Origin of the sequence: Dactylosporangium sp. CS-047395, from assembly GCF_050942185.1 — a bacterium.
In the GTDB taxonomy this organism is placed as follows: domain Bacteria; phylum Actinomycetota; class Actinomycetes; order Mycobacteriales; family Micromonosporaceae; genus Dactylosporangium.
In genome coordinates this window covers 11091948-11115603 of the sequence record NZ_CP192015.1, presented here as the reverse complement: position 1 = coordinate 11115603, position 23656 = coordinate 11091948, and the positions used below count along the sequence as shown (strand labels likewise).

Annotated in this window: 28 protein-coding genes; 19 read left to right on the top strand and 9 right to left on the bottom strand. The window is 70.7% G+C overall.

The window, feature by feature from the left end; genetic code table 11:
• Positions 1 to 169 precede the first annotated feature (169 nt).
• From ACQP00_RS51935 to ACQP00_RS51910, 6 genes are all read left to right on the top strand, one after another.
• Positions 170 to 1333 (top strand): LCP family protein, encoded by a 1164-nt coding sequence (locus tag ACQP00_RS51935; RefSeq protein WP_433212145.1) that lies wholly within the window; start codon positions 170 to 172, stop codon positions 1331 to 1333.
• A 27-nt stretch (positions 1334 to 1360) separates the two neighbouring features.
• On the top strand, positions 1361 to 1699 hold the full coding sequence (locus ACQP00_RS51930; RefSeq protein ID WP_433212142.1) for a rhodanese-like domain-containing protein: 339 nt from the start codon (positions 1361 to 1363) through the stop codon (positions 1697 to 1699).
• A complete protein-coding gene (locus ACQP00_RS51925; protein ID WP_433212139.1) occupies positions 1680 to 2525 on the top strand; it encodes a glycerophosphodiester phosphodiesterase in 846 nt (281 codons plus the stop codon). Before ACQP00_RS51930 ends, ACQP00_RS51925 begins: the two co-directional genes overlap by 20 nt.
• Positions 2526 to 2695: 170 nt before the next feature.
• On the top strand, positions 2696 to 4183 hold the full coding sequence (locus ACQP00_RS51920) for a sensor histidine kinase (RefSeq protein ID WP_433212136.1): 1488 nt from the start codon (positions 2696 to 2698) through the stop codon (positions 4181 to 4183).
• Positions 4184 to 4187: 4 nt separating this feature from the next.
• Positions 4188 to 4589: an ATP-binding protein gene (locus ACQP00_RS51915; RefSeq protein ID WP_433212133.1), complete on the top strand. Its 402-nt coding sequence runs from the start codon at positions 4188 to 4190 to the stop codon at positions 4587 to 4589.
• A gap of 100 nt (positions 4590 to 4689) precedes the next feature.
• Complete coding sequence (locus tag ACQP00_RS51910; protein WP_433212131.1) at positions 4690 to 5574, top strand: DUF5926 family protein; 885 nt, start codon at positions 4690 to 4692, stop codon at positions 5572 to 5574.
• A gap of 60 nt (positions 5575 to 5634) precedes the next feature.
• Here the strand turns inward: ACQP00_RS51910 and ACQP00_RS51905 are convergent, their stop codons facing one another.
• Positions 5635 to 6849 carry an arginine deiminase gene (locus ACQP00_RS51905; RefSeq protein ID WP_433212128.1) on the bottom strand — a complete coding sequence of 405 codons (1215 nt, stop codon included), beginning with the start codon at positions 6847 to 6849 and terminating at the stop codon, positions 5635 to 5637.
• A gap of 192 nt (positions 6850 to 7041) precedes the next feature.
• On the opposite strand from ACQP00_RS51905, the gene ACQP00_RS51900 reads away from it, so the two are divergent.
• From ACQP00_RS51900 to pheA, 5 genes are all read left to right on the top strand, one after another.
• Positions 7042 to 7743, top strand: a complete 702-nt coding sequence (locus ACQP00_RS51900) for a hypothetical protein (protein WP_433212125.1) — start codon at positions 7042 to 7044, stop codon at positions 7741 to 7743.
• A gap of 79 nt (positions 7744 to 7822) precedes the next feature.
• Complete coding sequence (locus ACQP00_RS51895; RefSeq protein ID WP_433212123.1) at positions 7823 to 8251, top strand: hypothetical protein; 429 nt, start codon at positions 7823 to 7825, stop codon at positions 8249 to 8251.
• Positions 8252 to 8361: 110 nt separating this feature from the next.
• Positions 8362 to 8754: an ACT domain-containing protein gene (locus ACQP00_RS51890; protein WP_433212120.1), complete on the top strand. Its 393-nt coding sequence runs from the start codon at positions 8362 to 8364 to the stop codon at positions 8752 to 8754.
• A gap of 36 nt (positions 8755 to 8790) precedes the next feature.
• Positions 8791 to 9303 (top strand): hypothetical protein, encoded by a 513-nt coding sequence (locus ACQP00_RS51885; protein ID WP_433212117.1) that lies wholly within the window; start codon positions 8791 to 8793, stop codon positions 9301 to 9303.
• A 35-nt stretch (positions 9304 to 9338) separates the two neighbouring features.
• On the top strand, positions 9339 to 10283 hold the full coding sequence (gene pheA / locus ACQP00_RS51880) for a prephenate dehydratase (protein WP_433212114.1): 945 nt from the start codon (positions 9339 to 9341) through the stop codon (positions 10281 to 10283).
• Between the two features lie 44 nt (positions 10284 to 10327).
• On the opposite strand, the gene ACQP00_RS51875 is transcribed toward pheA, so the two are convergent.
• From ACQP00_RS51875 to ACQP00_RS51860, 4 genes are all read right to left on the bottom strand, one after another.
• A complete protein-coding gene (locus ACQP00_RS51875; protein WP_433053791.1) occupies positions 10328 to 11038 on the bottom strand; it encodes an AIM24 family protein in 711 nt (236 codons plus the stop codon).
• A gap of 182 nt (positions 11039 to 11220) precedes the next feature.
• Positions 11221 to 11946: an AIM24 family protein gene (locus tag ACQP00_RS51870; protein WP_433212111.1), complete on the bottom strand. Its 726-nt coding sequence runs from the start codon at positions 11944 to 11946 to the stop codon at positions 11221 to 11223.
• A 93-nt stretch (positions 11947 to 12039) separates the two neighbouring features.
• Positions 12040 to 12393 carry a metallopeptidase family protein gene (locus tag ACQP00_RS51865; protein ID WP_392803063.1) on the bottom strand — a complete coding sequence of 118 codons (354 nt, stop codon included), beginning with the start codon at positions 12391 to 12393 and terminating at the stop codon, positions 12040 to 12042.
• A 61-nt stretch (positions 12394 to 12454) separates the two neighbouring features.
• Positions 12455 to 12880 (bottom strand): OsmC family protein, encoded by a 426-nt coding sequence (locus ACQP00_RS51860; RefSeq protein ID WP_433053785.1) that lies wholly within the window; start codon positions 12878 to 12880, stop codon positions 12455 to 12457.
• Positions 12881 to 12948: 68 nt separating this feature from the next.
• On the opposite strand from ACQP00_RS51860, the gene ACQP00_RS51855 reads away from it, so the two are divergent.
• The 4 genes from ACQP00_RS51855 (at position 12949) to ACQP00_RS51840 (ending at position 15750) form a co-directional block, all read left to right on the top strand.
• A complete protein-coding gene (locus ACQP00_RS51855) occupies positions 12949 to 13362 on the top strand; it encodes a hypothetical protein (RefSeq protein WP_433212108.1) in 414 nt (137 codons plus the stop codon).
• Positions 13355 to 14044, top strand: coding sequence for a hypothetical protein (locus ACQP00_RS51850; RefSeq protein WP_433212105.1), 690 nt, complete (start codon positions 13355 to 13357; stop codon positions 14042 to 14044). The genes ACQP00_RS51855 and ACQP00_RS51850 overlap by 8 nt, the downstream gene beginning before the upstream one ends.
• Before the next feature lie 90 nt (positions 14045 to 14134).
• A complete protein-coding gene (locus ACQP00_RS51845; protein WP_433212102.1) occupies positions 14135 to 14953 on the top strand; it encodes an HAD family hydrolase in 819 nt (272 codons plus the stop codon).
• Positions 14950 to 15750 (top strand): HAD family hydrolase, encoded by an 801-nt coding sequence (locus ACQP00_RS51840; RefSeq protein ID WP_433212099.1) that lies wholly within the window; start codon positions 14950 to 14952, stop codon positions 15748 to 15750. Before ACQP00_RS51845 ends, ACQP00_RS51840 begins: the two co-directional genes overlap by 4 nt.
• Before the next feature lie 628 nt (positions 15751 to 16378).
• On the opposite strand, the gene ACQP00_RS51835 is transcribed toward ACQP00_RS51840, so the two are convergent.
• Complete coding sequence (locus ACQP00_RS51835) at positions 16379 to 16918, bottom strand: bacterial proteasome activator family protein (RefSeq protein ID WP_433212096.1); 540 nt, start codon at positions 16916 to 16918, stop codon at positions 16379 to 16381.
• A 95-nt stretch (positions 16919 to 17013) separates the two neighbouring features.
• On the opposite strand from ACQP00_RS51835, the gene ACQP00_RS51830 reads away from it, so the two are divergent.
• Both ACQP00_RS51830 and ACQP00_RS51825 read left to right on the top strand, forming a co-directional pair.
• Positions 17014 to 17832: an alpha/beta hydrolase family protein gene (locus tag ACQP00_RS51830; protein WP_433212093.1), complete on the top strand. Its 819-nt coding sequence runs from the start codon at positions 17014 to 17016 to the stop codon at positions 17830 to 17832.
• A gap of 109 nt (positions 17833 to 17941) precedes the next feature.
• A complete protein-coding gene (locus ACQP00_RS51825) occupies positions 17942 to 19153 on the top strand; it encodes an ABC transporter substrate-binding protein (RefSeq protein ID WP_433212090.1) in 1212 nt (403 codons plus the stop codon).
• A 108-nt stretch (positions 19154 to 19261) separates the two neighbouring features.
• Here ACQP00_RS51825 and ACQP00_RS51820 read toward each other — a convergent pair whose 3' ends face one another.
• Both ACQP00_RS51820 and ACQP00_RS51815 read right to left on the bottom strand, forming a co-directional pair.
• Positions 19262 to 19654, bottom strand: coding sequence for a hypothetical protein (locus ACQP00_RS51820; RefSeq protein WP_433212087.1), 393 nt, complete (start codon positions 19652 to 19654; stop codon positions 19262 to 19264).
• A gap of 69 nt (positions 19655 to 19723) precedes the next feature.
• On the bottom strand, positions 19724 to 20149 hold the full coding sequence (locus tag ACQP00_RS51815; RefSeq protein ID WP_433212084.1) for a PaaI family thioesterase: 426 nt from the start codon (positions 20147 to 20149) through the stop codon (positions 19724 to 19726).
• A gap of 96 nt (positions 20150 to 20245) precedes the next feature.
• Between ACQP00_RS51815 and ACQP00_RS51810 the strand changes: the two genes are divergently transcribed.
• Entirely contained in the window at positions 20246 to 21601 is a 1356-nt protein-coding gene (locus ACQP00_RS51810; protein ID WP_433212082.1) for an ABC transporter substrate-binding protein, read from the top strand.
• An 87-nt stretch (positions 21602 to 21688) separates the two neighbouring features.
• Complete coding sequence (locus ACQP00_RS51805) at positions 21689 to 21937, top strand: hypothetical protein (protein ID WP_433053750.1); 249 nt, start codon at positions 21689 to 21691, stop codon at positions 21935 to 21937.
• A gap of 33 nt (positions 21938 to 21970) precedes the next feature.
• Here the strand turns inward: ACQP00_RS51805 and ACQP00_RS51800 are convergent, their stop codons facing one another.
• Positions 21971 to 23215 (bottom strand): hypothetical protein, encoded by a 1245-nt coding sequence (locus ACQP00_RS51800; protein ID WP_433212080.1) that lies wholly within the window; start codon positions 23213 to 23215, stop codon positions 21971 to 21973.
• Positions 23216 to 23656: the final 441 nt, after the last annotated feature.

The following is a 23656-nucleotide window of genomic DNA, read 5'->3' as shown; positions in this document are numbered from 1 at the left end:
CTGTCGTCTACATCTCATTGCCCCCACGCCGGGTGAACGAGTAGAAATCGCCTCATTGACGACTTCCCGGGGATCGTTCACCGGCTTCGCGGTCAGCACATTCGTGCTCGCGAAAGTAGACTCGTATGGATTCCCGCCGTAGCGCGGGCGGGTTGGCTCGGGGGCAGGCATGCAGAGCGAGTTGAGCACCGCGGACGGCGCCGCCGCCGATGTGCCACCCGTGATTGAACCCGAGCGATCCGGGAAATCCAAGAAGGTGAAACTTCCCGGTCGTGACCCGATCTGGGCCCGGCTGCTGATCGCCCTCGGGCTGGTCGTCGTGCTGGTCTCCGGCACCGCCGTCGCGGGGGTCAACGCGCTGAACAAGCGGTACACCGGGGCAATCAACCAACGGACCCTGCTGGGTGAGAACTCGCGGGCCGGAACGCCCGCCGAGACCCACCACAACACGGTCACCGGCCCGCTGAACTTCCTGCTGCTCGGCTCGGACCTGCGCGCCCTCGACCCGGAGGACGGCCAGCGGTCCGACTCGATCATCATCGTGCACATCCCGGCCACCATGGACCGGGCCTACCTGCTGTCGATCCCGCGCGACCTGCGGGTGGCGATCCCGCCCTTCCCGGCCACGAACTTCCGCGGCTCGACGCACGAGAAGATCAACGGCGCCTTCCAGCACGGCGGCGGCGGGGAGGGCGGCGTCCAGCTGCTCGCCGAGACGCTGCACGGCCTGCTCGGCATCCAGTTCGACGGGGCCGCGATCGTCGACTTCGACGGCTTCAAGACCGCGGTCGACCTGCTCGGCGGCGTCGACATGTGCATCGACCAGAAGGTCACCTCGATCCACCTCGGCTGGGACGACCAGGGCAACTACCTCTCGCCGGCCGACGGCGGCCACCCGGCCGTCTACGAGCCGGGCTGCCACCACCTGGAGTCGTACCAGGCGCTCGACCTCGTCCGGCAGCGCAAGAGCCTCGCCAACGGCGACTACGACCGCCAGAAGAACCAGCAGAAGTTCATCCGGGCGATGCTCGACAAGGCCCAGGAGAAGGACCTCACCACCAACCCGATCGCGCTGGACAAGTTCATCCGGGCGATCGGCCAGGCGCTGACCGTGGACACCAACGGCGTCTCGCTGGCCGACCTGATGTTCGCGCTGCGCAACGTGAGCCCGAGCAATCTGATCGGGCTGCAGGTGCCCTCGGAGCCGCAGGACATCGGCGGCATCTCCTACGTGGTGGCGCTCAACGAGGCCGACGGGCTCTACACCGCCATGCGCGACGACCTGCTCGACTCGTGGGCGGTCGAGAACCCCACCTGGGTCAACCACATGTGACTCCGGGCCGCCGGATAGCCTGAAACGGTGTTCAGGGGACCATCCATCCCGACCGCCTCGGTCGGTGACATCGCGGACGACGCCTACCTCCTCGACGTGCGCGAGGACGACGAATGGGCGGCGGGCCACGCGCCCGGCGCCGTACACGTGCCGATGATGCAGATTCCGGCCAGCCTCGGCGACATTCCGACCGACCGCGAGGTGTTCGTGGTCTGCCGGGTCGGCGGGCGCTCGGCCCAGGTCGTGCAGTTCCTGCAGCAGAACGGCGTGGACAACGCGATCAACGTCGGCGGCGGCATGCAGAGCTGGGAAGCGACCGGCCGGGCCATGGTGAGCGAGGACGGCGGTGCTCCCCGCGTCGTCTGAGGGCGCCGGCGGCTGGCGGCCGCTGGTCTTCGCGCACCGCGGCTCGTCGCGCACGCACGCCGAGCACACGCTCGACGCGTACCTGCTCGCCATCGAGGAGGGCGCCGACGGCCTGGAGTGCGACGTGCGGCTCACCCGCGACGGCCACCTCGTCTGCCTGCACGACTCGCGCATCGACCGGACCAGCGACGGCAAGGGCCGGGTCAGCACCCAGACCCTGGCCGAGCTGGACCGGTTCGACTTCGCCTCCTGGCGGGCCGACCCGCCCAACGAGCTGATCGTCGAGCGCAGCCACGGCGACGAGCGGGTGCGGGGCCGCCTGCTCACCCTCGACCGGCTGCTCGGCGTGGCCACCGACGCCGGCCGCCCGATGCGGGTGCTCATCGAGACCAAACACCCCGTCCGGTACGGCGGAGCGGTCGAAGCGGCCCTGCTGCGGCTTTTGCGGCGGTACGGCCTGGATCGCCCGGATCCCGAGCGCCCGCTCCAGGTGACCGTCATGTCGTTCTCGACCAACGCCGTCAAGCGCGTCCACCAGCAGGCCCCGGACCTGCCCACCGTGATGCTCATCGACGTCTGGTCGGTGCCGAGCCGCATCGGCCGGCTCCCACCGGGCAGTTCCATCGGAGGCCCCGGGGTGCAGCTGCTGCGCGCCGCACCGGAGCTCGTCGAGCGGCTGCACCGGCGCGGGCACCCGGTCTACGTGTGGACCGTGAACGAACCGGACGAGGTCGACCTGGTCGTCAAGCTGCGCGTCGACGGCATCATCTCCGACCGCCCGGCCTACGTGATGGACCGTCTGCGCGAGCTCGGTCACCGAAACTAGACCCCGCCGCGCTGTTGAGGGGGTGTGGGTGGAGCGAAGCTCCCCCACCGCTTTTCAGAACATCGAACGGTAGTCAACGGTGCCCGAATGTCCTTCCGCCACCAGTCCTAGGTCACTCAACTTTCCACATCAACCTTTCGCGGGGCCGGTATGCGAGGCAGACTCGCAGCATGGTCGATGCCGCACCGGACGAGTCCGGCGCCGTGTTCGGCGGCCTCGCGGAGGTCACCGAGGCGCTGAACTCCGGTGGCGGCGGACTGCCCGGCCTGCAGCGCTCCGTCGAGGTGGCCGTCGCGGTCACCGGCGCTTCGGGTGCGGCGTTCATCGAGTACGCGGCGGACATGGGCCGGGTGGTCGCCGCCGCCGGCGAGCTCGACTGGGCCCTCGGGCGCCCCATCGATCTCATCCACCCCGCCGTGCGCGGCCTGCTGCGGTTCGGCACCCGGGTCCGCGAGTTCCCCAGCAGCCTCATCGGCACCGCCGGCGGCCAGTTGCTGGCCAACCGGGGCATGCAGCGGGTGATGGCCTCGGAGGTCACCGCCAACGGGACCGGCGCCGGGGTGCTGCTGGTCGGCTACCGCGACCCGGACGGGGCGGCGGACGAGCGGCAACGGGCCGCGCTGGGCTTTCTCTCCTCGTTCATCGGTCTGCAGTACGGCCTGGGGCGCGGACTTCCGGTCTACTCCGACGGCCCGGCGGTCACCCCCGCCGACGGCCCGTTCGCCCTGCTGGACCCCGAGCACCGGGTCCGCACCTGGAACCCGCCCGCGGCCCTGCTCACCTCGCGGCCGGCCGAGACCGTGCTCGGCGAGCCGTGGCCGTTCCCGCTGCCGGCCGGCGACGCCACGATCGCGCACAAGCTGCCCTCGGGTGTCTGGATCGAGATCCGCACGGCCCGGATCCCGGGGTCCGAGGACCTCGCGGTGTCCTTCCGGGCCCGCCCGGAGCAGCCGTCGGACGGGCGCGACCTGTTCATCGCGCTCACCGGGCACGAGTTGCGCACGCCGGTGACGGTGATCCGGGGGTACACCGACACGCTGGTCGACCACTGGGAGTCCCTCCCCGAGGCGTCCCGCCGCGAGGCCATCACGATCGTCGGGCAGCGCGCCCGCGAGCTCAGCCGCCTGGTCGACCGGCTGCTCAACGCGGTCGGCGACGACGGGCAGGCGATCGAGTCGACCACCCTGCTGCCCTTCGACCTCGTCGAGTCGCTGGCCGGCGCGGTCGAGGAGCTCAGCGGTGACCAGCGCCGGCACCTGCGGGTGGAGCTGCCCGACGCGCTGCCCAAGACGCGGGGGGACCGGGCCAGCCTCGCCACGATTTTGGCGGAATTAGTTACGAATGCGGGTAAATACTCGCCGAATTGGGTAGAGATCGAGCTGACCGCGGGCGCCGACCCGCAAACCGTCTGGTTCCGCGTCTCCGATCGCGGGATCGGCATCCGGCCCGAGCACGTCGAGCGCGCCTTCGACCGGTTCTGGCAACTGGAGACGGGCGACCAGCGCTCGAGCGGCGGGGTGGGACTGGGGCTGTACCTGGTTCGCCGGATCGTCGAGCGTCAACATGGATGGGTATCATTGCGACCACGTCGAGGGGGAGGGACCGTCGCCGAGGTGCGACTGCCCCGAGCTGACGCCGACGGCCCCGGGGAGGCTTGAGAGCGTGTCCACAACCGTCGCGGAACCGCGCGCCTGGTGCGTCGTCGTGCCCCATCACGCCCGGGGCGCCCACGTCGCCCGGCACCGGCTCGCGGACGAGCTGGACACCCTGGTCCCGGCCGAGCGGCTGGACGACGCCGTCGCGATCGCGGCGGAGCTGGTCGGCAACGCGGTCCGGCACGCCGCCCCGCTGCCCGGTGACGTCATCCGCGTCGCGTGGCGGCTGCTCGGCGACGGCACGCTGGAGATCCGCGTGACCGACGGCGGCTCCCCGGCCGGCCCCCAGATGCGCGTGGCCGGCCCCGACTCCCTGGACGGCCGCGGCCTGACCATCGTCGCGGCACTCGCCAGCGGCTGGGGCGTCGAGCGCGACGGCCTAGGCCAATGCGTGTGGGCTACGCTTTAAGCCGATTTGCCCGGTTTGTGGGACCGCTCCGGGTGAGTGATGCGCGCGTTGACGGTGGTGTCTGCGCGTCGCGGTGCGTGAAGGCCTAGTGTGGATCGCCGTGAGCAAGCGTGCGAAGACCCCCCGTGGCCGCGCCGGCGGCGAGAAGCGCGAGAAGATCCGCGACGTGTACGTCGGCCGCCCGTTCCAGGGCCTGGCCGACGAGCCCGAGTGGGTCGCCCTGCGAGAGCTGGTGCCGGCCGCCTCGGCCCCGCTGAAGCTGGCCCCCGCGTTCGCCGAGAAGTACGGCGACCGCCCGGTCACCCTCGCGACCGTCCTGCCGATGGCGTGGCCGGCCATGACCAAGCCCGACGGGCGCGTGCTGATCGGCCTGCAGCGGCACGTGCAGTCCGGTGACGTCTCGCGCGACCTCGCGGTGGCCCTGCAGTGCGGGCTGGAGACGCCGACCGGCCAGGCCGTCGACATCCCGGCTCTGCCCGGCCTCGGCGACCGCCTGCAGGACGTGATCGAGAACGCCCCGCTCGAGATCACGGTGCACGAGGGCTTCGAGTTCTGGCTCGACGACAACGCCACCGACGACCCGAACGTGCGCGCCTCGCTGGAGCGCGCCAACGCGAGCATCTTCCCGACCGTGAAGCTGGCCGCCGCCCCGGCCACGTACTGGTGCCAGGTCACCGACCGCTCCCACGTGCGACTGGTGCTCGGCGACGACGAGGACCGCGCCCTGGACGCCCTGTCCCGGCTCTCGGCCGGCGGCGGGCTGCTGCTCGGCGACGACACCAAGTTCGCGGGCATGTTCCGCGCCCACGGCCTCCTCGCGCCGGTGTGGGACCTGCCGCTGGAGATCGAGGCGGGGCACTGGGAGGAGCCGGTGGCGCAGTTCAGCCGGCGGTACCAGGAAGCCCTCGCCATCACCGACCCGCTGACCGCCACCGAGCGCCGCAGCAAACAAGGCCTCATCGGCCGGCTTCAACCGCTCCGCTGAACGAGGGCCCCGGTGCGGTCTTGAGGGGGTGTGGGTGGAGCGAAGCTCCCCCACTGCTTTTCAGGACATCGAACGGTATTCAAGAGTGCCCGAAAGACCATTCGCGGCACGGTTGATCGGGGCGGACATGCAGCGCGGTCCGCCCCGGCCCGAGCCCAGTTCCGACCCGGGGATCCGGATCACCTCAATGCCGTGGCGCTCCAGCTGCGCGTTGGTCTCCACGTTTCGCTCGTAGGCGACGCAGAGCCTAGGCGCGATCGCCAGGGTGTTGTTGCCGTCGTCCCACTGCTCCCGCTCGGCCGTCACCGGGTCGAGGCCGGTGTCGATGACCCGCAGCGTGTCGATGCCCATCGCGGCGGCCGCGGCGGTGAGGAACGGGGCCGGGCCGGTGCACGACTCCGCCGTGAGGGTCCAGGCTCGCAGGGTGCTGGCGACGTTGGGGTACATCACGACCGCGTCGACGTCGACCATGGTGCACACGGTGTCGAGGTGCATCGTGGCCCGCTCCTGGGCGATCGGCACGACCAGGACGGTGTGGGCCAGCCCGGCCGCGAAGCAGCGCCGCGCGAGCCGTTCGGCGCCCGAGGGACGGGTCCGCTCGCCGACGCCGACCGCCAGCACGCCGGGGGCGAGCAGGAGGACGTCGCCGCCCTCCAGGTGCTCCAGCGAGGGGTCGTACAGCAGGGCGGTACCGGCGAAACGAGGATGGTGCCGGTAGATCGCGTGCGTGAGCGTGGTCTCGCGGGCCCGGGCGTGCATCGCGAGGCTCGTGACGGCCACCTGAGGCCCGATCCACACCGATGAGTCCCGCGTGAACAGCAGGTTGGGCAGCGGGTCGATGACGAAGTCGCCGGGTGCCATGAGCGCGTGCACCAGCCCGGCCCGGCCGCCCTCCAGGCCCAGCTCGGCCCGGCTCAGCCCGGCCACCAGCGTGGTGGCCAGTTCCGCGGGCGCCAGCGCGTCCAGGTGGGCCGCCACCCGCTCCCGCAGGGTGTCACCGAGCCGGAAGTCGGCGAGGACGGCCGCGCTCACCTCCGCCCGGGCCGCGGCGATGGTCAGCGTCTCGGCCAGCAGGGTCGCCACATACAGCACCTCGACCCCGCGTGAACGCAGTGCCGCGGCGAAGGTGTCGTGTTCTTCTTGGGCCCGCCCGACCCACGGGATACCGTCGAAGAGCAGCGAGTCGTTGTTGCGCGGAGTCAGTCGCGCCAGCTCCGCTCCCGGACGGTGCAGAAGCACCGTGACCAGGCGTCCGACCTCTGTGTCGACACTCATAGGGTCACCCTAACGGTCGATCCGATATCGTCTGGTTGGCGCTATGTGAAATTCATGAGGCGCCGTGAATGTGGCATTCATCCCAGTCACTCCATGTCATTCTCACCACTCAAGGATGCCGACTGTGCTCGCGGTCACGTACGGTGTTTGGACACACACGCAACCGAAGCGGCGACATCGGAGGTGTGCGAGATGACCGACGTCCTGTACCGCGGTCAAGGTTCGCAGCCCGAAGGGTTCGAAGATCGCGTCATTGCCGACGCGGGCCGGTCGACCCCCATCGACTGGGTCCGAACCCGAAGGGCGGAGCGCGAGACACGGCGGGAGGAGGCGGCCCACAGCCGGCTCTACCGGCGGGTCGGCACCCTCATCGGCCACCTCGGCGAAGAGTGGCACGTGCTGGACCTCCGCGAGCTCGGCGGGGTCGAGCGCACCAGCTTCCTGGCGGTCGGACCGGGCGGCGTCTTCGCCGTGACGGTCAAGGACCACGGGCGCAGCCGGGTCGCGTTCGCCGGAGACGTGGTCCAGATCGACGGCCGGCGGCCGCGCTACGTCGAGGAGGCCCGCCGCGAGGCGCGCGCCGCCTCCGAGGCGCTCTCCCGCAGTGCCGGCGTCTCCATCCCCGTGATGCCCGTGCTGGCGTTCGCCGGGAGCGGAAAGATCAGCTTCTACGGCGTGCCCAAGGGCTGCCTGGTCACCGCCTACCACGAGCTCCCGCGCGTGCTCAACGCCCGGGGCCAGCGGCTCGCGACGGAGACCGTGGACAAGGTCTTCCACCTCGCCATGCACCCCGCGACCTGGTACCAGGCGGACTACGGGCAGCTGGCCGAGGGCTACCGCTGGTACCGCGACGGCGAGCAGGTGGGCACTGACAAGCGGGGTCACGCGGAGTAGCCTCTTCGAGGTGGCCGGACGCTCTCCGCATGTCCGGTGCCCCTTCGCTTTTCGCACGTCCGGTGCCTGAGGAGGCGCTGTGCCGCAGCACGTCGAATTCACCATCCCCGACCTGCCCCCCGCCGACACGGCACTGGAGCGCTGGGCCGCGACCGTGAACGGCGCGGCCGAGGCCTGCCTGGTGATCGACGTCGAGCAGACCGTGGTGGCGATGTCCGTGTCGCTCGAGGAGCTGCTGGGCCTGCCGGTCTCGCCGGTGGGCAAGCCCCTGCTGGCGGAGGCCGGCGGTGCGCTGGCGGTGCTCGACTTCGCCGACGGCATGCCGCTGGAGCAGAACGAGGTCGCGCGGCTGGCCCCGGTGCTGGCGCTGACCTCGGGCCGGCTGGCGCGCGGGCTGGTCCGCATCCAGTGCGGCGAGGACCCGCGCACCTTCGACGCCATCGCCACGCCGCTGACCGAGGACGGCAAGACCGTCGGCTCGCTGACGTTCTTCTCGCTCATCAACTGAGGTCTATTCGATCGGCTGATCGACCGGCCTCGTCAATGGCGTGGTCAATATGGAGTTACTGTCGTCACGCAGGCCGCCACGGAGCGCGTTCAGACCGTAATCTCCTTGTCATGCTGGACCTTGCGCTCCTGCCGGGCGACTACGCGATCTGCCGTCTGCCGGCCGGATCCGCCGTGCCCGCGGGCCTGGCCGAGGCCGGCGTGGCCGGGGAGGGCGTCATCTCGGTGACGTGGACCCCGGAGGAGGTCTCCATCCTCTGCCCGGCCGAACGGGTGCCGGCCGGGGCGACCGTCGAGACGCCGTGGCGCTGCCTGCGGGTGGCCGGGCCGGTCCAGCTGGCATTGACGGGCATCCTTGCCTCGATCGTCTCGCCGCTGGCCGAAGCGCGGGTGAACATCTTCGCCTTCTCGACCTTCGACACCGACTATCTGCTGGTCCCGGCGGTGCGGCTGAACGAGGCCCTCAGTGCCCTCAGTGCCGCCGGTCATCGCGTCACGACCTGACTTCCGGCGCCCTCCGCGCACTCCTACGATGGGCGCATGCGCACCGGGGCGGCCGTACTGGCCATCGTCAGCCTTGGATTCCTGCTGTCCGCCTGCCGGAACGACACGGCCCAGACGGCGCCGCCCCAGGTGAAGCCGAGCCTGCTCAGCCAGGAGCCGCTCGTGCCGGTGCTGCCGCCGGCCCCGGAGGCGACCACCGCCCCGGTCCCGAGCGCCACGACCAGCCCCAGCCCGAGCGGGTTCTCCGAGCAGTATGTGACCTATTGCGCCGGCCGTCCCACCTCCGCCCAGGTGATCGCGGCGGTACGCAAGGTGCGCGCGAACCTCCCCGCCGGCAACGGCGTGTCCGTGCAGAAGGAGCCGGTCTGTTCGGGGGTGTGGCAGTACACCGTGCTGAACGTGACGGGCAGCGAGCCGCTCCAGGTGATCACCAAGGGCAGCCCGAACGCGCTCACCGTGGTGACCGCCGGCACGGCCCCCTGCACGGTCGAGGTGCGCGCGACCGCCCCCGCCGCGTTTCTCGATGCGGTGGACTGCGCCGACCAGTGATCCGGCCGCCCGCGGCAGTCACTAGGCTGGCAAGCATGCCTGGTGTGCCACCGACGCGGTTCGTGTTCCTGGGCCCGGAGGGCACCTTCTCCGAGCAGGCGCTCAAGACCATCCCGGCGGCCGGCCGCGGCGCGCTGACCGCCGCCCGCAGCGTCCCCGAGTGCCTCGACGCGCTGCGCAACGGCGACGCCGACGCGGCGCTCGTGCCGCTGGAGAACTCCATCGGCGGCCAGGTCGGGGTGACCCTCGACGAGCTGGCCAACGGCGAGCCGCTCATGATCACCCGCGAGGTGATCCTGCCGGTGCAGTTCGTGCTCGCGTCCCGGGAGGCCCGCCCGCTGCCGGAGATCCGCTCGGTCGCGGCCCACCCGCAGGCCGGCACCCAGTGCCGCACCTGGCTGCGCGACCACGTGCCCGGTGCGGCCGTGGTCGACGTGCTGTCCAACGCGGCGGCGGCGATCGGGGCGGCCGAGGGCGAGTTCGACGCGGCGATCTGCGCGCAGATCGGGGCCGAGCGCTATCGGCTGCACGTGCTGGCCAAGGACATCGCCGACAACCCGGACGCGATGACCCGCTTCGCGCTGGTGTCCCGGCCCGGGCCGCCGCCCCCGCCGACGGGCGACGATCTGACGACGTTGGCGGTGTACATCGCCCACGACCGGGTCGGCGCGCTGCTCGCGGTGCTGACCGAGCTGTCGGTGCGCGGCATCAACATGACCCGGATCGAGTCGCGCCCGACGGGGGAGCGGCTGGGGCGCTACGTGTTCTTCCTCGACTGCGGCGGGCACGTCGCCGACCTGCAGATGGGCGAGGCGCTGCAGGCGCTGCGCCGGATCTGCGCCGACGTGCGCTTCCTGGGCTCCTACCCGCGGGCGCCGCACAGCGACGCGCCGCCGCCTCCGGCTCCGGGTTTGGCGGACGCCGACTTCGCCGACGCGGCGGCGTGGTTGTCCCGCATCCGCCTCGGTGAGACCGCCTGAATCATCGGAGGTCTCACCGGGGCGTCGTGCGAGGGTCGTGACGGTCAGCCGCTGAGGACGCTGCCCAGGATGCCGCCGCTGCTCTGCTGGGCCGGGGCCGGCTTGCCCTCGCTGGGCTGGACGATCACGAAGCCCTGGCCGTGCAGCGCCAGCTGGAAGAGCTCGCCCGAGCCGCCGCGCAGCATCGACTTGAGGCTCTGGTTCTTCTGGATGCTCGTCTGCAGGCTGCTGGACCAGCCGACGATGGCGTCCGTGTCGACCATGACCGGGGCCTGCGGGCTGACCGGGATCACGATCGGCGCGCCCTCGGATACGATGGCGAGCCGGCCCTGACCGGTGAAGACGCAGTTGAACAGGCCGCCGCCGAACATGCCGGCGCCCTTGACCATCTGGATGTCGTACCGCAGCGACGGATCGAAGCACAGCACGTTGCGCCCGTTGATGGAGAGGGCGTCGTTGGGCTCGATGTCCAGGATGAAGCAGTCGGCCGCCCCGGAGGCGAACCAGACCTCGCCCTGGCCGCGCACGGCCATGAGGGACACGCCCTCGCCGGTGACCGCGCGCTTGAGGAAGTTGCCGACGCCCTGGCTCTTGACCTCGAACCCGAGGTTGCCACGGAACGCGACCATTGCGCCCTGGCGAGCCAGGACCTCGCCGTTGACGGCGTACTTGACGCACTTGGAGTGCTGCAGGCTCATGCCTGCCTGGGTCGGAGCTTGGGCCATGTTCTCGGCCTTGAAGATGTCACCTCGCACGCCGCGCAGCGTAGCGAACAAGAACAGCCCCGCCACCTCCCGGTGGCGGGGCTCCTGAACTTTTCTTCCCAGGGGAGCTCCGCTCCACCCGGACCCCCTCGGTCCGCGGCGCCGTCGTCGTCGCTCCCGAGGGGAGGATTCGTCTGATTCGCGGCCCTTTCGCAACGACCGCTGAGCGGGCGTCAGCCGCCGAGCAGGCCGCCGAGGACGCCACCCTGCTGCTGCTGGGACTGGGCGGCCCCGGGCGGGGGCTCCTCCGACGGCTGCACGACCACGAAGCCCTGGCCGGCGAAGCTCATCGTGAAAGCCTCACCGGTGGACCGGCCGAGCAGCGTGCCCAGGCCGAGCTGGTCGGCGCGGTGGTAGCCGGTCTGCAGCGTCGCCGACCAGCAGATCGCGGCCTGCGGGTCGACGTAGGTCGGCTGGTCGACGGTCAGCACGACCGGGGTGCCCTTGGTCGTGATCGCGAGCCGGCCGCGGCCGGTGAAGACGCAGTTGAACAGGCCCGCCGAGGACATCATGCCCATGCCCTGGACCATCTTGATGTCGTACTGCAGCGTCGACTCGAACGCGAGCACGTTCGCGCCGTTGATCGAGATGGCGTCGCCCTGCTCGAGGTCGATGAGGTGGACGTCGGCGGCGCGGTCGGCGAAGAACACGTCACCGCGGCCGCTGCACTTCATCAGCGGCACGCCCTCGCCGGTCAGCTTGGACTTGAGCCACTTGCCCATGCCGCCCGAGCCGAGCGCCTGGAACTGGACCTGACCCTGGTACGCGACCATCGAGCCCTGGCGAGCCATGATCTCGCCGTTGAGCTCGGCCTTGAGCAGCTTGGAGTTCTGCAACCGCAGTCCCGGCTGCTGCGACTCCTTCTCCATGTTTTCGGCGGCGAACAGCGCACTGCGCATGGGTAGTCCTCTCGAAGACGCACTTTGAACCGCACAGTGACGGTAGATGGTTGACGCAAGTCCGACCATCGGAAAGACGCGTTCCGTCGGTAATCAGTCCCAGCCCAGCGCGTGCAGCCGCTCGTCGGAGATGCCGAAGTGGTGGGCGATCTCGTGTACCACCGTGATCGCCACCTCCTCCACCACGTCGTCCTCATCGTCACAGATGGCGAGGATCGGTTTGCGGTAAATCGAGATCCGGTCCGGCAGGACGCCGGCGTAGTCCCAGCCGCGCTCGGTGAGCGCGTGCCCCTCGTAGAGCCCCAGGAGGTCCGGATCCTCCGGGGGAGCGTCGTCGACGACCAGGATCACCACGTTGTCCATGAGGTCGAGCAACTCCTCGGGCACCTCGTCGAGGGCCTCCCCGACGAGTTCCTCGAAGCGCTCCTTGCTCATCCGTACCGGCATGCGAAAGAGGGTCCCCGAAAACGGGAACCCTCTCAACAACGAATGGCGAAAGATCAGAAGATCACACGAGCTGAGCGTCCAGCGTGATCTCGACGGCGGCGAGCGCCTTGGAGATCGGGCAGCCGGCCTTGGCGTCCTGGGCCTGCTTCTCGAACTCGGCGGCGTCGATGCCGGGCACGTCACCGCGGGTCGTGAGATCGATCCGGGTGATGGCGAAGCCGCCGTCGACCTGGCCGAGGTGCACCGCGGCCGAGGTCTCGACCGACGTCGGGGTGAAGCCGGCCTTGGCGAGGCCGTTGGACAGCGCCATCGAGTAGCAGGCGGCGTGCGCGGCCGCCACGAGCTCCTCGGGGTTGGTGCCCTTGCCCTCTTCGAAACGGGACGGGAACGAGTAGTTGCCCTGGAAGGTGCCCGAGCCGGTGGAGACCGTGCCGTTGCCGGAGCGGAGGTCTCCCTCCCAGCGGGCGGATGAAGTGCGAGTAGGCATGAACCAGACGCTAGTCCATTCCGTGTCTGCCGTGGGACGAGCCCGGCGAACGGATGGGGGTTGTGGCGATGCAGCGCAAACTGGTGCTGATCGGCGGCTGGCTGGCGCTGTTCGGCCTGATCGGTGGGGGTGCGTCCGTCGTCGTACCGTGGATGGGCAGCACCACGATCCTCAACCTGCCACACGGACTTTGGTACGTGTTGTTCCTCTGTTCGCTCTGGGCCTTACTCGGCACCGCGGCGATGGGCGTCGGCCGGGGCCGCAAGTTCGCCGGGGTGGCCGGCCCGATCCTGTCGGTGCTGACCGCCTTCGTGGTCGTCGGCCTGATCACGACCTCCGAGGGCCGGGCGGCGGCGGGCGGCTGGCTCGGCCTCGCGTCGCTGCCGCCGCTGGGCTTCGCCTGCGGGTTCATCGCGATCGGCCGCGCCCGTGCGCAGGTCCCATCCGGCCCGTCCGGGCTCTACGATGCGGGGCATGCCTGAGCAGCCCGCGTCCATGCCGGAGATCCTCGCTCCCGCACCGGCGGTCGAGGTGCCAAGAGCAGAAGATCCCGCTTCGGTACCGTCTGTGCGTCGACGCCCGAACATCCTCGCCCTCTCGCTGCTGGCGGTGGGGTTCGGGCTGGCGATCTCCGCGCAGTACCTGCCCTGGGGCTCCTTCGCCCTCGGCGGACGCACCGCTTTGGCCGAAGAGGGCGCGGTGATCGCCCCGGACTCGACGGTCCAGCGGTCGGTCGACGTGCCGCTGACGTACCTCAGCGGCGCCCATGTCACTGTCTACCTGCTCACACTCGCGGGCGCGCTGACCGCCATCGCCGTGGTGCTGGCGGTCGCCGGCCCGGCCGCGCGGCGCATCGGGGCCGGCGTCGCGGGCGGCCTGCTCGCCGCGAACGTGCTCGTGCTCGTCGGGCTCAAGAGCGTCATCGACCACATGGGCAACGGCGACTTCTCGTTCCTGCTGATGGTGAATCCGCAGTCCGAGACCGGTCCGGGGTATCTCCTGGCCTACGCGGCGGCCCTCGTGCTCGCCGCCGCCCTGGTCGTGGCCGTGCGTGCGCCGGGATCGGGCGGGTGGCTGCTCGGCTCGCGGCGCGCGGTCGACGAGCCGCCGACGGGCGAGGCGCTGGAGCTCACGGTGACCCCCGTACCGCCGACGTTCCAGTAAACGTTCGGTCGAGTTTTATTCGCAGCCTGTCACCGGTCGGGATCCGAGAGGTACGGTTGCTGCCCCGCTCGTGCGGAAGGAGCAGCAACGATGCGAATCTCAGGCCTCCCCAAGCTGATCGCGACCGACCTCGACGGCACCCTGGTGCGCAGCGACGAGACGGTGAGCGCATACACGCGCGAGGTCCTCGAGCGGGTCAGAGCGGCGGGCATCCACGTTGTCGGCGCGACCGGTCGCGGCCCGCGCCTCACCGGGCTCGTCCGCCACGACATCCCCGCCGCCGACTTCCTCGTCATGGGCGGCGGCAGCCGGGTCCTCGACATGCGCGAGCCCGAGCACCCGGTCGTCCTGCGCGACGAGCGGCTGCCCGGCGCCGTGCTCGCCGACGTGCTGGCCCGCCTGGAGCGGGAGATGGGCACCCTGTCCGTCCTCATCGAGGCCGGCGACCACCACGACGCCCCGCTGTGGGGCGACGCCGACCCCAACTGGCGCTACGACGCCGTCGAGGCCCGCGTGCGCGCCGAGTGCCTGACCGGCCCGGTCATCAAGGGCTTCGCCCGCCACCCCGCCTGCGACGTCGACGAGCTGCTGGCCACCGCGCAGCGGATCATCCCGGCCGAGATGGCCACCGTGACCCAGGCCGGCCTCGGGTACATCGAGATCTGCCCGCCCGGCGTCGACAAGGCCACCGGCCTCATGGTGGTGGCCACCGCGCTCGGCATCGACCCGGGCGACGTGCTGGTCTTCGGCGACATGCCCAACGACATCCCGATGTTCCGCTGGGCCGGCTTCGGCCGCGTCGCCGTGGCCAACGCCCACCCCCAGCTGCGCGCCCTGGCCGACGAGACCACGCTCACCAACGACGAGGACGGCGTGGCCACGTACCTCGACGCTATGTTGAAACTGTGAAACTGGTAGCTACGGACCTCGACGGCACCCTGGTCCGCAGCGACCGCACCGTGAGCCCCCGCACCGTCAAGGTCTTCCGGCGCCTCCACGAGGCCGGCGTGGTCATCGTCCTGGTGACCGGCCGCCCGATCCGGTGGATCTTCCCCGTCTACTCCCAGCTGGGCATCCCCGCCCTGGCGATCTGCGCCAACGGCGCGGCCACGTACGACCCGGCCACCGACACCATCGTGCACAGCGCGCCGCTGGAGGCCCCGATCCTGGCCGAGGCCTGCGCCCGGCTGCGCGCCGAGGTGCCGGAGGTCGTCTTCGCGGTGGAGCGCGACGGGGGTCGCCAGATGCGTCACGAGCCGAGCTTTCCGGTCGGCCCGTGGGAGGCCGACCACGAGTCGGTCGGCCCGGCCACGCTGGACGAGATCCTGACCCGCCCGGCCGCGAAACTCCTGGTCCGCGCGGGCGTACAGGCCCCGGACGAGTTCACCGCCCGGGTCGGCGCATGCCTGACCGGCATCGCGGAGGCCACCAATTCCTCGTCGAGCGGCATGGTCGAGGTCTCAGCGGCCGGCGTCACCAAGGCCTCAGCCCTGTCCCGCGTGGCTCGCACCCACTCGGCTGCGGCGGCGGAGGTGGTGGCCTTCGGCGACATGCCAAACGACCTACCCATGCTGACCTGGGCCGGCCGCGGCGTGGCAATGCTGAACGGGCACGCGGCGGTCCGGGCGGCGGCCGACGACGTGACTGCCTACAGCAACGAGGACGACGGCGTCGCCGAATACCTGGAACGCCTCTTCGGCTTCTGAACCCGCGCGGCTCCCCACGTCGCGCGGTGTCTGCTTCGCGCGGCTCCCCGCGTTGCGTCGTTCCCCGCGTTGCGTCGTTCCCCGCGTTGCGTCGTTCCCCGCGTTGCGTCGTTCCCCGCGTTGCGTCGTTCCCCGCGCCGCGTCGTTCCCCGCGTTGCGTCGTTCCCCGCGTTGCGTCGTTCCCCGCGTTGCGTCGTTCCCCGCGTTGCGTCGTTCCCCGCGTTGCGTCGTTCCCCGCGCCGCGCCGTTCCCCGCGCCGCGCCGTTCCCCGCGCCGCGCCGTTCCCCACGCCGCGCCGTTCCCCACGCCGCGCCGTTCCCCACGCCGCGCGGTGCTTCCTTGCGCGGCCTCTCTCGCGCGGCTTCCTCGCGCGGTCCTGTTCCTCACGCGGCTTCCTCGCGCGGCCTCTCCTGCGCGCGGCCTCTCTCACGGGCGGCCTCTCCTCGTGGGGCCTCTCCTCGTGCGGGTTGCTTCCACGCGGCTCGCCCGAGCGCGGGTCAGCAACGAGCCGGATTTATAACCCGTCAGGCGATAAATCGGATATGTCGGGCTGAGGCACGAAGCCCGACATATCCGCAGCTCAACAAGCGGGAGGCGGGCCCAATCGGACCCGCCTCGCGAGGGGTGGTTACAGGTATTGGCCGGTGCCGGACGGCGTCGGGCCGCCTGGCTGGCCGGGGGTGCCGCCCGGGCCGCCCATGAGCGCCGGTCGGCCGCGCATCTGCTCGAGCTGCACGCGGGCGGCCATCTGCTGGGCCACCAGAGCCGCCTGGATGCCGTGGAAGAGGCCCTCCAGCCAGCCGACGAGCTGGGCCTGGGCGATGCGCAGCTCGGCCTCGCTCGGGGTGCGGTCGCCGTCGAAGGGCAGCGACAGGCGCTCCAGCTCGTCGCGCAGCTCCGGGGCGAGGCCGTCCTCAAGCTCGGTGATCGAGCGGCGGTGGATCTCCTTGAGTCGGACCCGGCCGGCCTCGTCGAGCGGGGCGGCGCGGACCTCCTCGAGCAGTTGCTTGATCATGCTGCCGATGCGCATCACCTTGGCCGGCTGCTCGATCAGCTTGCTCGGGTCTTCCGCGTTCTCGTCGTCGCCGGTGGACATCGTCCCCAGCGGCCGCCCGTCCGGGCCGACGACCAGCACGGTGCGCGACTCGTCCTGCGCCTCTTCTGCCATGGCTCCAAGTCTTACCCACGCCTCCCACCGACAACCACGAAGGGGTGCCGATCCGGCCCCTGTTGCCACCCTTCGTGACGCGATAACGTCTGCCGGTGACGAGTGATCCGCGGGACGTACTGAGCCGTCCGGCCCCGCCGCCGGACTTCACGCTGCGGTACGGCGAACATCCGGATCATGTGGCGGACGTGCGCCTGCCCGCAGTACCGAATGCGCCGCTCGTGCTCTTTGTGCATGGCGGGTTCTGGCGCCATCAGTGGGATCGCGCGCACGCGGGGCCGCTCGCCGCTGACCTCGCGGCCCGGGGATACGCCGTGGCGACGATCGAGTTCCGACGCACCGGGCAGCCCGGCGGCGGATGGCCGGGGACGTTCTCGGACGTGGCCGCGGCGGCGGTGGCGGTGCCGGATCAGCTGGCCAAGGAGGTCGCGCACCGCGGGCTGCTGCCGGTGTCGGTCGACCGGCCGATCCTGGCGGGCCACTCGGCGGGCGGGCACCTCGCGCTCTGGTACGCCGCGGTCGCACCCGACGCCGTCGGCGGGGTGGTCGCCCTGGCCCCGGTGGCCGATCTCGCCCGCGCCTACCAGCTCGACCTCGACGAGGGCGCCGTGGCCGACCTGCTCGGCGGCGGCCCCGACACCGTGCCGGACGCCTATCAGTCGGCGGATCCGATGCGGAACCTGCCCTCGGGTGTACGCACCGTGGTCGTGCACGGCGTGCTCGACGACATCGTGCCGGTCGAGCTGTCCCGCGACTACTGCCGCTCCGCGCGCCGGGCCGGGGACGACGCCACGCTGGTCGAGCTGGCCGACGTCGAGCATTTCGGCGTCATCGATCCCGGTTCGCGCGCGTGGCCCGCCGTGCTCGCCGCATTCGGGACACTGACCAGGGGCGAGGCCGCGGACGGCGATTGACTGTCCGGCGCGATGGCGGTAGAACGCACCGTGGGTTGTAGGCTCGTGGCTCGCGAGAGCGCGGGCAGTCGACGCCCGCGTCTTGCGGGGTCCCGGGGAGGAAAAGCACGTGTCCCACCTGAACCGCCGTCAGGCACTCCGGCTGTTCGCGGCCGCGGGTGCGGCGGGCCTGACCGCGCCGATCCTGTCCGCATGCAGCAGCTCCGACGACTCGTCCGACAGCACGGCCGTGCCGAGCGGGCCCCCGATCAAGATTGGCATGATCGTCCCGCAGACGGGCATGTTCAAGGACTTCGGCAACGAGCTCGACAACGGCTTCTCCCTCTACGTGAACCAGCACGACGGCCGGCTCGGCGGCCGCCAGGTGACGGTGGTCAAGGCCGACGAGGGCGAGAGCGCCGACAGCGGTAAGGCCGCGGCGAACAAGCTCATCAAGGACGAGAAGGTCCTCGCCATCACCGGCGTGGCCAACCCCGCCGCGATGCTCGCGATGCGCGAGGACATCGAGAACGCCAAGATCCCGCTGATCGGCTCCAACGCGTCGCCCAAGGCGCTGCAGGCGCTCGGACCGAAGTACATCTGGCGCACGTCTTTCGTCTCGGACGAGCCGGGCACCGCCATCGCGCGCTGGGCCGCGGGCAACGCCGGTGGCCCGCTCGCCATCGTCGGCCAGACCGGCCCCGGCGGCGACGACGATGACGTGGCCAGCTTCGTGGAGACCTACCGCAGCGCCGGGGGCACCGTCGCCGGGCAGGCGCGGACCGTGGCGTACGGCAGCAAGGACTTCACCGCCCTGCTCAACCAGGTCAAGTCGTCCAACGCCAAGTCGATGTACGCGCTGTTCAGCGGCGCCTCCGCGATCGAGTTCGTGAAGGCCTACCGCAACGCGAAGTTCCCCGGCGACTTCAAGCTCTTCGGCACCGGCGCCCTCACCGAGGGCTACGTGCTCAAGCAGCAGGGCGACGCGGCCAAGGACATCTACACCGCGCTGAACTACTCGCCGGACCTGGACAACGTGGCCAACCGCCGGTTCATCGCCGACTACCAGAAGGCCTACGGCACGGTGCCGTCGACGTTCGCGATGTCGTCGTACGACGCGGCCGCGGTGCTGGACAAGGCGATCACGGACGCCACGCGCAACCTCGACTCGTTCCAGCTCAACGCGGCGATCGGCCGGCTGGGGCAGATCGACAGCCCGCGCGGCGGCTGGCAGTTCACCCAGACCCGCACGCCGCTGCAGCGCTGGTACCTGCGGCAGGTGCGCAACGACGGCGCCGTGCTGTCCAACGTCCTGACCGCCGAACTCTCCACCCGCGGATAACCCCCGCCGCGGTCTTGCTTTTGAGGGGGCGTGGGTGGAGCGAAGCTCCCCCACCGATTTCAGGACATCGTTACAGAATCCAAAAGTGCCGGACAGACCATCCGCCGCTCAAGCCGCGCCGCGTCGCTTGAGCGTCGCCACCGCGGACCCGGCCAGGGTCAGCAGGCACTCCGGCAGCTTGCCGTCGACCAGCGCCACGGTGAACAGCGCCGTGGCGCTCGGGACGTCCTCGTTGACGTACGCGCTGACGAACCGAGCCACCCAGCGCTTGTCGTAGTTGGCGTCGTCGATGTCCGGGAAGTCCAGGCGCCACGGGCCGCGAGCCAGGTTGTCGCCGACCATCTCACCGGCCAGGCGCCACGCGACGTCGTACGCGGCGCTCATCCCGCGCCGGTCCACCACCTCGTCGAAGGTGTGGGCCACGCCGTCCTCGTCGCCCGCGAGCGCGGAGGCCAGGACCTGGGCGGCGTCCTGATATGTCTCGTCTCCCGGGTCATCCACGCCGCAACCGTATGTCGCGACGTCAAGCCCCGCTGTGCACATCCGGGTACTACGCGGGTGACCCGCCGCTCACCCGCGACGCAGCGCGCAGGTCAGCCGCGCGGTGCAGACGCGCTCGCCGTCCTCGTCCGTGACCACGATCTCGTAGCTCGCGATCATGCCCCCGAGCCGCAGCGGCGTGGCCACACCGGTCACCAGGCCGCTCTTGGCCGACTTGTGATGGGTGGCGTTGACCTCGATGCCGACCGCGATGCCGTTGAAGAGCCGGCCGGCGTGCAGGGCCGCGCCGATCGAGCCGAGCGTCTCGGCAAGCACGACCGAGGCGCCACCGTGGAGCAGACCGTACGGCTGGGTATTCCCCGCGACCGGCATGGTGGCGACGACCCGCTCGGGCGAGGCCTCCAGGATCACGATGCCCATCCGCTCGGGGAGATGGCCCTCCATCGAAAGGCCACCCGGCGCTTGGCTCGCGGCCTTGGACTCTTGATCTGGCATAGCGAGGAGCGTACCCGCGCCCCCGCTGAACCCCGGGCCGTGCCCGCGCTAAGGTGCGCACGGACCTTTGCGGAGGCCTTTGGGGAGGAGACGCCCATGCGTGCACGATCGGCCACCGCCATCGGTGCTGCGATCACGGCGATCGGAGTGTTGCTGGCCGCATCCGGCTGCGCCTCCGGCACGAAGAGTGACGAGGATGCGGTCCCCACGGCCGACATCCGCCTGTACGGCACCGACGGCAACATGGCCAACTCGTTCGGCGACGCGCTCAAGGACTCCCCGGCGGTCCTGAACGGCATGAAAGGTACAACCCCGCTCACGCCGCTCAGCGACGACTTCAAACGCCGCGTGAAGAGCGTCGACCCGACGCTCACCGACTTCAACTATTCCGGCGAGTCCTACGACGCCGTCGTGATCGCCGCGCTGGCCGCCGAGACCGGCAAGTCCTCCGACCCGGCCGTCATCGCCAAGCAGATCGTGGGCGTGACGACCGGCGACAACACCTGCGACACGGTGGCGGCCTGCCTGACCGCCGCGAAGTCGGGCAAGGACTTCAAGTACCGCGGCATCTCGATGCGCAGCAGCGGCTTCACGTCCGTCGGCGAGCCCTCCGCGGCCATGTACGGCGTGCTGAACTTCGGCACCAGCAACAAGATCGACGACGCCAAGACCGAGTTCGTCGGCGCCGGCGACCAGCAGAGCGAGGACAAGACCGCGCCGCCCGCGCCGGCCCCGTCGACCGGTGGCAACAAGAACCAGAAACCGCCGTTGAAGTACGGCCTGCTGCTGCCCAAGACCGGCGCGCTCGCGTTCCAGGGCCCGCCGATGTTCGCCGCGGCCAAACTGGCCATCAAGGAGATCAACGAGGCCGGCGGCGTGCTCGGCCAGCCGGTGCAGGTGGTGGAGGGCGACGACGGCACGAACCCGGAGGTCGCCAAGGCGGCTGCCGCGCAGTTCATCGCCCAGGGCGTCGGCGTGATCATCGGCGCGGGTGCCTCGGGCGTCAGCGCGGCCGTGATCCCGGCGATCGCCCAGGCCGGCCGGATCATGATCTCGCCGTCGGCGACCTCGGACGCGCTCACCAAGGTCGACGACAAGGGCTTCTTCTTCCGTACCTCGCCGCCGGACAACCTGCAGGCCAAGGCGGTCGCCGACATCATCATGCGGGACGGGCACACCAAGGTCGCCATCATCGCCCGCGACGACAACTACGGCAGCGGCCTGGCCGAGGGTGTGCAGAAGGACCTGCAGTCGGCCGGTATCCGCCCGGAGAACATCCTGGTCAAGAAGTACGAGGCCAAGGACAAGTACGACAAGACCGAGGGCCCGAAGCTGTTCGACCCGATCGCCGGGGAGATCAAGGGCTTCGGCGCGACCGGGATCCTGGTGGTCGGCTTCGACGAGTCCGCGATGGCGATCAAGTCGCTGGTGACCTCGGGCGTCAAGGTCTGACAGCTGTCGGCCTCTGGGCTCGCGCGTTGCCGCCCCAGGGCCTACCGTGAACCCCGATTACCCCTAGTCAGGTGAGAGGACCACCAGATGACCGACAACGAGACCGTCGAGACCCGCGGCGACGAGCGCGTGGAGCTTCTTGTCGGGGACACGAACAACGACGGCAAGCCCGACCTCTGGGCGGTCGACACCGACGGGGACGGCAAGGCGGACCTGTTCCAGTTCGACACCAACGGCGACGGCAAGGTCGACATCACGATGAGTGACCTCGACCAGGACGGCACGCCGGAAGCGGTCGTCGACGGCGACGGCGGCATGCCCCCGGCGACGGCGTAGCGCTCCTGATCCGAGCACGGCGCGGGTGGCTCGCTACCCGCGCCGTTGCTGTTCCACGTAGTCCCGCCACTGCTGCTCGAGCCGGTCCCGCCCGACCCCGAGCACGTCCCGGGCCACCGAGTCGACCTCGGACATGCGCATGAAGCCCTCATAAAAGGCGATGAGCTTGTCCTGTCCGTACGTGTCCGCGATCATCCGGCACGCCAGCCACCCGGTCACGTAGTTGCGCGGCTCCTCGTAGAACTGCTTGTCGTCCGGGAACGTGGTCAGCGCCAGGTCCCCGAGCGCCTCCCGGATGCCCGCCGGGTTGAAGCGGCCGTCGCGATAGGCCACGTACTCCGCGAAGCCCTCGACGACCCAGCGCGGCGTGTACGGCCCGGTGACAGGGCCCATGGCCGCGTGCGTGAACTCGTGGGTCAGATCGTGCTGCAGCTCGCCCTTGGGCGCCGAGAGCTCACTGGGGTTGAACACGATGCGCGTGGTCGCATACGTGGGCCGGTTCGTCCACTCCGCCACCGCCGAGTAGTACGGGACGGCGATCGCCGCCACCTGCGCCACCCGGTCCTGCGACTCCGCGAAGTACGTGTCGAAGATCTGCCGGTCGCCGACGGCCGTGATCAGGACCTTGCCGTCCCAGCCGCCGGGTCGTACCGCGGCGACCTGCCGCAGCCCCGTCTCCGCCAGCTCCAGCAGCCCCCGCCCGCCGTCCCCGCCCGCGTTGGCCGACAGCACCGCGACGACCCGGTCACTGCGCACGACGGTGATCGGCCCCTTGGCGTCCCAGGGCTGGCCGGCCTCCCCGGTGGGCAGATCCTTCCCGCTCCCGTCGGCCACGATGCGCCACTTGCCGCCGCCGTACGCGAACACGGCGAGCCACGGCGTAGCCACCGGCTTGCTGTCCACCCCGTCAATCCGATGCCGCACGGTCACCGGCACGACCCGCACGGCGGCGTGGAACCGCCGGAACAGCTCCTCGGGCAGAAAGGCGGCCGCCTTGGGCGCCGAGACCTGCGCCCGCTCGAACTCCAACTCGGCGAACGGCAGCCGGGTCAGGTTCTCGAAGAGCTGCTGCTGCTTCTTGCCAAATCCCGCATCGGTACCGTCCACATCGGCCATCCAGGCCGCCTGATCCTTACGCCGCACGGCATCCCCACGGCGCTGGAGGACGGCGTCGATGGCCTTGACGTCGCCACTGACCCAGGCGACGTCGGTGGGGGCGTTGCCGTACCCCCGCAGCATGACCGCCGCAGCCGCCCCGCCGCCAACGGTGATGAGCATGCTGCACACGAGCAGCACACTCAGAACCGGCCAGAGATAGCTCCGCCCAGGTTCGCCCGGCAGCCGCAGCGGCGGCGGATACCAGACAACGGCCGCGGGCCGCTCACCCGGCTCAAGGACACGCTCATCCGGCGGACGCTGCTGCGGAATGATCGCAGCGACCGGTTCGGGGATCGTCACGGCACCTACCGGCGTTCGGAGAGCGGAACCACATCCTCCGACAGCCCCCCACACGTTGTCGAGCAGCCCTCCCTTTTCGGGGGCGGCGCGAGCGCTCGCGACGTTGCGTACTTCCCGGCGTGCACGACGCGGCAGGTGACACGATCTCGATCCGGTTGTGCCAATCGAGGGTGGCAATACTTGATTCAGCGGCGGCGAATTGTGTGAGGCAAGTTGAATTGTGGTAACCGGGATTTGCGTCGGGCCAAATGCAGGGGAAAT

Bases quoted from the DNA above. Each gene is read 5' to 3' on its own strand.
- ACQP00_RS51935 (WP_433212145.1), top strand. From the start codon at position 170: ATGCAGAGCGAGTTGAGCACCGCGGACGGCGCCGCCGCCGATGTGCCA.
- ACQP00_RS51920 (WP_433212136.1), top strand. From the start codon at position 2,696: ATGGTCGATGCCGCACCGGACGAGTCCGGCGCCGTGTTCGGCGGCCTC.
- ACQP00_RS51905 (WP_433212128.1), bottom strand. From the start codon at position 6,849: ATGAGTGTCGACACAGAGGTCGGACGCCTGGTCACGGTGCTTCTGCAC.
- ACQP00_RS51900 (WP_433212125.1), top strand. From the start codon at position 7,042: ATGACCGACGTCCTGTACCGCGGTCAAGGTTCGCAGCCCGAAGGGTTC.
- ACQP00_RS51890 (WP_433212120.1), top strand. From the start codon at position 8,362: ATGCTGGACCTTGCGCTCCTGCCGGGCGACTACGCGATCTGCCGTCTG.
- ACQP00_RS51885 (WP_433212117.1), top strand. From the start codon at position 8,791: ATGCGCACCGGGGCGGCCGTACTGGCCATCGTCAGCCTTGGATTCCTG.
- pheA (WP_433212114.1), top strand. From the start codon at position 9,339: ATGCCTGGTGTGCCACCGACGCGGTTCGTGTTCCTGGGCCCGGAGGGC.
- ACQP00_RS51870 (WP_433212111.1), bottom strand. From the start codon at position 11,946: ATGCGCAGTGCGCTGTTCGCCGCCGAAAACATGGAGAAGGAGTCGCAG.
- ACQP00_RS51865 (WP_392803063.1), bottom strand. From the start codon at position 12,393: ATGCCGGTACGGATGAGCAAGGAGCGCTTCGAGGAACTCGTCGGGGAG.
- ACQP00_RS51860 (WP_433053785.1), bottom strand. From the start codon at position 12,880: ATGCCTACTCGCACTTCATCCGCCCGCTGGGAGGGAGACCTCCGCTCC.
- ACQP00_RS51855 (WP_433212108.1), top strand. From the start codon at position 12,949: ATGCAGCGCAAACTGGTGCTGATCGGCGGCTGGCTGGCGCTGTTCGGC.
- ACQP00_RS51850 (WP_433212105.1), top strand. From the start codon at position 13,355: ATGCCTGAGCAGCCCGCGTCCATGCCGGAGATCCTCGCTCCCGCACCG.
- ACQP00_RS51845 (WP_433212102.1), top strand. From the start codon at position 14,135: ATGCGAATCTCAGGCCTCCCCAAGCTGATCGCGACCGACCTCGACGGC.
- ACQP00_RS51835 (WP_433212096.1), bottom strand. From the start codon at position 16,918: ATGGCAGAAGAGGCGCAGGACGAGTCGCGCACCGTGCTGGTCGTCGGC.
- ACQP00_RS51815 (WP_433212084.1), bottom strand. From the start codon at position 20,149: ATGCCAGATCAAGAGTCCAAGGCCGCGAGCCAAGCGCCGGGTGGCCTT.
- ACQP00_RS51810 (WP_433212082.1), top strand. From the start codon at position 20,246: ATGCGTGCACGATCGGCCACCGCCATCGGTGCTGCGATCACGGCGATC.
- ACQP00_RS51805 (WP_433053750.1), top strand. From the start codon at position 21,689: ATGACCGACAACGAGACCGTCGAGACCCGCGGCGACGAGCGCGTGGAG.
- ACQP00_RS51800 (WP_433212080.1), bottom strand. From the start codon at position 23,215: ATGCTCATCACCGTTGGCGGCGGGGCGGCTGCGGCGGTCATGCTGCGG.